This is a genomic window from Deltaproteobacteria bacterium (assembly GCA_016210005.1).
In the GTDB taxonomy this organism is placed as follows: domain Bacteria; phylum Desulfobacterota; class Binatia; order HRBIN30; family JACQVA1; genus JACQVA1.
In genome coordinates this window covers 1-5,575 of the sequence record JACQVA010000080.1, presented here as the reverse complement: position 1 = coordinate 5,575, position 5,575 = coordinate 1, and the positions used below count along the sequence as shown (strand labels likewise).

The 5,575-nt window shown below is 63.6% G+C and carries 7 protein-coding genes, 1 tRNA gene and 1 pseudogene; all 9 read left to right on the top strand.

Annotation, left to right across the window (positions count from 1 at the left end; all coding sequences use genetic code 11):
* A partial coding sequence (locus HY699_08340; GenBank protein ID MBI4515808.1) for an SAM-dependent DNA methyltransferase occupies window positions 1-941 on the top strand: 941 nt, incomplete at its 5' end.
* The gene (locus tag HY699_08335; protein ID MBI4515807.1) at window positions 938-1,231 is read left to right on the top strand and encodes a restriction endonuclease subunit S; all 294 of its coding nucleotides are present in this window, start codon (window positions 938-940) and stop codon (window positions 1,229-1,231) included. The genes HY699_08340 and HY699_08335, both read left to right, overlap by 4 nt.
* A gap of 59 nt (window positions 1,232-1,290) precedes the next feature.
* On the top strand, window positions 1,291-1,989 hold the full coding sequence (locus HY699_08330; GenBank protein ID MBI4515806.1) for a restriction endonuclease subunit S: 699 nt from the start codon (window positions 1,291-1,293) through the stop codon (window positions 1,987-1,989).
* Between the two features lie 110 nt (window positions 1,990-2,099).
* Window positions 2,100-2,181: transfer RNA gene (locus HY699_08325), tRNA-Phe, on the top strand.
* 153 nt (window positions 2,182-2,334) lie between these two features.
* Entirely contained in the window at window positions 2,335-3,228 is an 894-nt protein-coding gene (locus tag HY699_08320; protein ID MBI4515805.1) for a DUF488 domain-containing protein, read from the top strand.
* Window positions 3,229-3,230: 2 nt separating this feature from the next.
* On the top strand, window positions 3,231-4,058 hold the full coding sequence (locus HY699_08315; protein MBI4515804.1) for a hypothetical protein: 828 nt from the start codon (window positions 3,231-3,233) through the stop codon (window positions 4,056-4,058).
* Window positions 4,059-4,068: 10 nt separating this feature from the next.
* The gene (locus HY699_08310) at window positions 4,069-4,278 is read left to right on the top strand and encodes a hypothetical protein (protein MBI4515803.1); all 210 of its coding nucleotides are present in this window, start codon (window positions 4,069-4,071) and stop codon (window positions 4,276-4,278) included.
* Window positions 4,275-5,030 (top strand): annotated as a pseudogene (locus tag HY699_08305) (ATP-binding protein). The gene HY699_08310 and the pseudogene HY699_08305 overlap by 4 nt, the downstream one beginning before the upstream one ends.
* A gap of 235 nt (window positions 5,031-5,265) precedes the next feature.
* A complete protein-coding gene (locus HY699_08300) occupies window positions 5,266-5,472 on the top strand; it encodes a hypothetical protein (GenBank protein ID MBI4515802.1) in 207 nt (68 codons plus the stop codon).
* Window positions 5,473-5,575 lie beyond the last annotated feature (103 nt).

Here is a 5,575-nt window from a genome sequence, read left to right as displayed (position 1 = left end):
CACGCAACGTCTACCGCAAGGTCACGCGCAAGATCTACGACTTCTCGCCCGAGCAGATGCACAACCTCGCGGCGATCGTCTGGCTCTATCGCGGCCAGCGGGAGCGGTTCCTCGGGCTGGTGAAGGACTACTTGGGGCGCGTCTGCGCCGAGAGCGCGGCCATCCCCGCGGCGCTTGCGCCCTTCGAGGGGACACTCGCCGACCTGCGCGGTCGCTTTGATGTTCTTGCCGACGCCGTGGCCAAGCACGCCGACGTCGGCGCGGAGAAGAAGCAGGCGCTTGCCGATGCGGTGATCGAACTGCGCGAGGCGGCCACGCTGTACCAACGCGACGGCAAGAAGGCCCTGGATGACATCACGGCGTATGTGTCACGTCATTCCGGCGAAAGCCGGAATCCAGACAACAACGCGCAACGCGCTGCGCGCAAGGTGTTCGACCCAATCGCCGAAGCGATCCGCGGCCTCATCAAGCAAGTGGACTTGCTCTACAAGCTCGCCGCGCGGGCGGCGGACCTGGCCGCCGATATCTCCCTCGCCCCCGGCAACGGGGGAGAGGGTCGGGGTGAGGGGTTGCCGTACGACCGCCGGACCACGGGCCGACTGGTCAAGCAGCTCGACGAACAGCGCAAAGCCGCCGTCGAGCAGTTGAAGCACGCGGCCTACTTCCACCGGCAGGTGGCGTGGCTTCAGGACCGTTTCCCGAAAGCCGACCTCGAAGCCGTGCCGGGACTGGTGAAGCTCGTTGACCGCAAGGACATCGAGGCCGCCGACTGGAGCCTCACCACCGGGCGCTACGTCGGCGTCGCTCCGACTGAGGAAGACGAGGACTTCGACTTCGAGCAGACTCTGCGCGACATCCACACCGAGCTGGCCGACCTCAACACGGAGGCGGCAGAGCTGGCGGCGAAGATCCAAGAGAACTTCGAGGAGTTAGGGGCATGAGCTGGCATGCCTCCCGACTTGGCGATGTGATCAACCTAAAGCGTGGTCACGACTTGCCTGACTCTCAGCGACAGGACGGCGAGATCCCGGTCGTGTCTTCTTCGGGTATCACCGGCCACCACAGTGAGCCAAAGGCGAAACCGCCAGGCGTTGTAACCGGACGGTACGGAACAATCGGCGAGGTGTTCTACGTCGAGGAAGACTACTGGCCATTGAACACCGCGCTTTACGTCACGGACTTCAAGGGCATCACCCGCGATTTGTCGCCTACTTTCTGCGGAATATCCTGAAAAATTATCAAAGCGACAAAGCGGCCGTCCCAGGGGTCAACCGTAACGTCCTACATGAACTGAAGGTCCGGTGCCCCGACACCAATTCGCAGCAACGCATCGCCGACATCCTCGCCGCGTACGACGACCTGATCGAGAACAACCGGCGGCGGATGGTACTCTTGGAGGAGGCAGCGCGGCAACTCTACCGCGAGTGGTTCGTCCGCTTCCGCTTCCCCGGCCACGAGCACACCCGCATCGCCAACGGCGTGCCCGCGGGGTGGGAGCGCGTACCGATCGGTGACCGCGTGACGCTGAATTACGGCAAAGCACTGAAGGCGGAAGATCGGTCTGATGGGCCCTGTCCGGTTTACGGCTCCAGCGGAATCGTCGGCATGCATGAGAAGGCGCTCGTAGCCGCCCCAGTAATCGTCGTTGGTCGCAAGGGCAACGTCGGCAGCGTCTACTGGTGCCCGAAGGACTACTGGCCGATCGACACGGTCTATTTCATCGATTCCCAGACGAGCAATCTGTGGCTCTACTACGCGCTCCAGCAAATGCACTTCATCAGCACGGACGTGGCCGTGCCCGGGCTGAACCGAGACTTCGCATACAGCAGACCGTTGCTGGTGCCTGAGCCGCGCATCGTGCGCGACTTCTTGGAAACGGCTGTGCCGCTACACGAGCAGATCGCGAAGCTCGATGAGATGAACAAGAAACTCCGCGCCGCCCGCGACCTGCTGCTGCCGCGCCTCATGAGCGGAGAGATTGCGGTCTGAGAACAGGCGTGTGCTCTCTAGCCCACGTGGATTTGATTTCGGATTGAGCCGGATGCATTGTCAATGCTCGTTCCGCTGGAAGGCTGCCCATGTGGTCGCTTTCCCAAGGAGGCGTGGCCGAGTGGTTGAAGGCACCGGACTGAAAATCCGGCGAACCGCACTGCGGTTCCGAGGGTTCGAATCCCTCCGCCAGGGCGATCCTCGCTGGGATCATCGTGGTGGGTGGATTCAACGATTCGCCGCTCGATTGGTCGAGGTAAGGTTTGGCACGACGCCGACCTGCTGCTGCCGCGGCTGATGAGCGGGGAGATTGCGGTGTGAACCGGGGGCGGGGTAGACTCGCGCATGCTGTATGAGCGCCAACGGCTCTTGCTGACGCTGCTGGACGCGCTGGGCGAGCCGCTGGGCCACACCGATTTCCAGAAGCTTCTGTTCCTCTACACACAGGATTGGGAGCGGACGCCGAGCTACGAATTCGTACCGTATCGGTTCGGCGGGTTTTCTTTCACCTCTTACGCGGACAAGCGGCGGCTGATCGAGGCTGGCCTGCTGGCCGAGGACGATCAGACGTGGCAGTTGACCGACGAGGGCCGCGCGGCGGCGCGGGGGCAGCCTGTCGACTCGCTCCAGGTGGCGGCCTTCTGCGCACGCCACGCCGGGCTGCGAAGCAACGCGCTGATTGCCGAAGTGTACCGGCGGCATCCCTATTACGCCGCGCGCAGCGAGATCGTCGATGCCGTTGGGCTCGAACCGGAGGATCTGGCGCGCATCGCTGCGGCACGGCCGGTTCGCCAGCCGGCCGGGCTGATGACGATCGGCTACGAGGGGCGCAGCCTGGAGGGGTACCTGAACCAGCTGTTGCGTGCGGGTGTGACGTTGTTGTGCGACGTGCGGCGCAATCCGTTGAGCCGCAAGTATGGATTTTCCAAAGGCACGCTGAGCAAGGCGTGCGAGGGCGTGGGGGTTCGCTATGAGCACCTGCCGGAGCTGGGCATCGCCTCCGAAGACCGGCGTGGGCTGGGGACGCAGGCAGACTACGATGCGTTGTTTATCCAGTATGAGCGGGAATGCCTTCCGCAACAGACGGAGGCGCTGGCGACAATCCGGCGCTGGGTCGCGCAAGGCGAGCGCGTAGCGCTGACCTGCTATGAGCGACTACCCGATCAATGTCACCGCCATTGCGTGGCTGAAGCGCTGCAGCGCGAACTCGGTCGGACATTTGCGCCGCAACACCTGTGAGGATGGGGTGTGGCGAGGAACGCGTTCTGATCACCGTCAAGACCTACCCGACGTTGTCGCGTAAGTACGGGGAGACGGTCTGCACGGCCGGCGTGCGAGAGGATGGCTCGTGGGTGCGCATCTACCCTGTACCGTTCCGACGCCTCGACGAAGCCGAGCAGTATCGAAAGTTCGACTGGCTCGAATGCGAACTGCAGAAGAGCCGCTCCGATCCCCGCCCCGAGACGCGGCATCCGGTCGACGTGCAGCAGCTGCAACCCGTTGGCCACATGGATACCAGTCATAACTGGCGCGACCGGCGACGATTGTTGCTCCGGACCGCTACCGTTCATTCGCAGCTGAAACCGCTGATCACGGGTGCCAAAGCGAACACGGTATCGCTTGCCATCTTCAAGCCCGCGAAAGTCACTGGCTTCGTGTGGGAGGAGGAAACGCGCGAATGGGATCCGGCCAAGGTTGCTGAGATCCGCAAACAGACAAAGCAAGGTGAACTGTTCGCCGAGGAGACATGGCGGCAGACGTTCAAGCTCATTCCCAAGCTGCCGTACAGTTTCTCCTATCGTTTCGAGGATGCGGCGGGTCAGGCGAGCGAGATGCAAGTGCTGGATTGGGAAGCGGGCGCGTTGTTTTGGAACTGCTTGCGCAGCAGCCGTGGAAATGAAGCGAAGGCGCTCGAAAAGGTGCGCGCCAAGTACCTTGGCGAGTTTACGAAGCATGATTTGCACTTCTTTCTCGGCACGACGCAGCAGTTCCACTTTGTTGCGCCGAACCCGTGGGTGATCGTCGGGGTGTTTCCAATCCCGCACGAACGCCAGATGGATCTGCTCTGAGCCGAGCGGGATGATCACCGACATCAACAGCGAAGACCGGCTGGTTCAGCAGACCTTCGCTGAGCATCTGGAGAAGGCGCTCAGCTGGGAGAGCGTCTATGCCTGGAACGTGGAGACCTTTGGGCTGCACGGGACGCTGGTGCGCGCCCCGGAGCGTGAGATGGTGCGGGTGCGGAGCGTGCGGCTATCGCGCCTGATGAGCGGAAATATCGCGGCATGAACCTCGAAAACCAATACACCGACTGCAAGTCGCTGCGCGCGGTCACCGGCAGGACGGCCGACTGGGATGATGTCGCACGGGCCTGTGTTTGCTTCGCCAACGGTTCAGGCGGTCGGTTGCTGATCGGCATCGAAGATGGCGAGACGCAGCCGCCGGCCGATCAGGTCATCCCGCCGGACTTGCTGGATCGGCTGCGCCGGCGCATCGGCGAGCTGACGGTGAACGTGCAGGCGTTGCCGAGCCTGCAGCGCGCGGCCAACGGCGGCGAGTTCATCGAGTTGCTGGTCGAGCGTTCGCCGAGTGTCGCCTCCACGCGGGACGGACGCTACTTCCTGCGGGTGGGCGACAGCTGCCAGCCGGTGCTGGGCGACGACGTGCTGCGACTTGCCAACGAGCGGCCGGGCCGGCCTTGGGAGGCGATGGACAGCCTCGTGGCACGCGCCGCCGCGGACCCGGACAAGCTCGGCCGTTTCGTGCAGGACATGCGTGCTTCTGACCGGGTGAAGGAGTCGGTGAAAGAGAAAGGGGTCGATGAGTTGCTCGCCCATTACGGGCTGGAGCAGGGCGGAACGCTCACTCGCCTCGGCGTGCTGCTGCTCGGCACGGCGGCCGACCGGCGCGCATTGGGCACGGCACCGCTGGTGCAGGCGATCAAGTACGACGAGCAGGGGCAGAAGATCAACAAGTGGACGTGGGACGACTGCGCCCTGTCGCCGGTGGAACTGGTGGATGCCGTCTGGCGCGAGGTGCCGGCTCAGCTGGTTCGATCGGGAGTGGCCGCCATGGAAGGGCAGCGAAACGGCGCCCGCTACCGACTGCAGGATGAATCGTGAGGAGCGCGGATTTGGAGCAAGAGCTGGGGAATAAAGTGAGGGGCTCCTTGGAGCGCGCCAAAGGCGACCAACGGCCGAACGTAACCACTTGTCCGCGCTACATTTCTGCGGGGAGGCGGTTTGGCGAATGAGCCAAATCTGAGCCAAACAGGCAATGGCCCTCACCGACATCAATAGCGAAGACCGGCTGGTCCAGCAGACCTTTGCCGAACATCTGGAGAAGGTGCTCGGCTGGGAAAGCGTCTACGCCTACAACGCGGAGACGTTTGGTCCTAACGGTACGCTCGGGCGGGCATCTGAGCGCGAAGTGGTGCTGCTGCGAACAGCCGCGCCGCCCGCGACTTGCTGCTGCCGCGGCTGATGAGCGGGGAGATTGCCGTGTGAACGCCGCAGGGGCGCTGGCTGGTCGTAGCGAGCCGGTGCCGTGGATTCCCGCTTTCGCGGGAATGACAAATTGCGTCCCT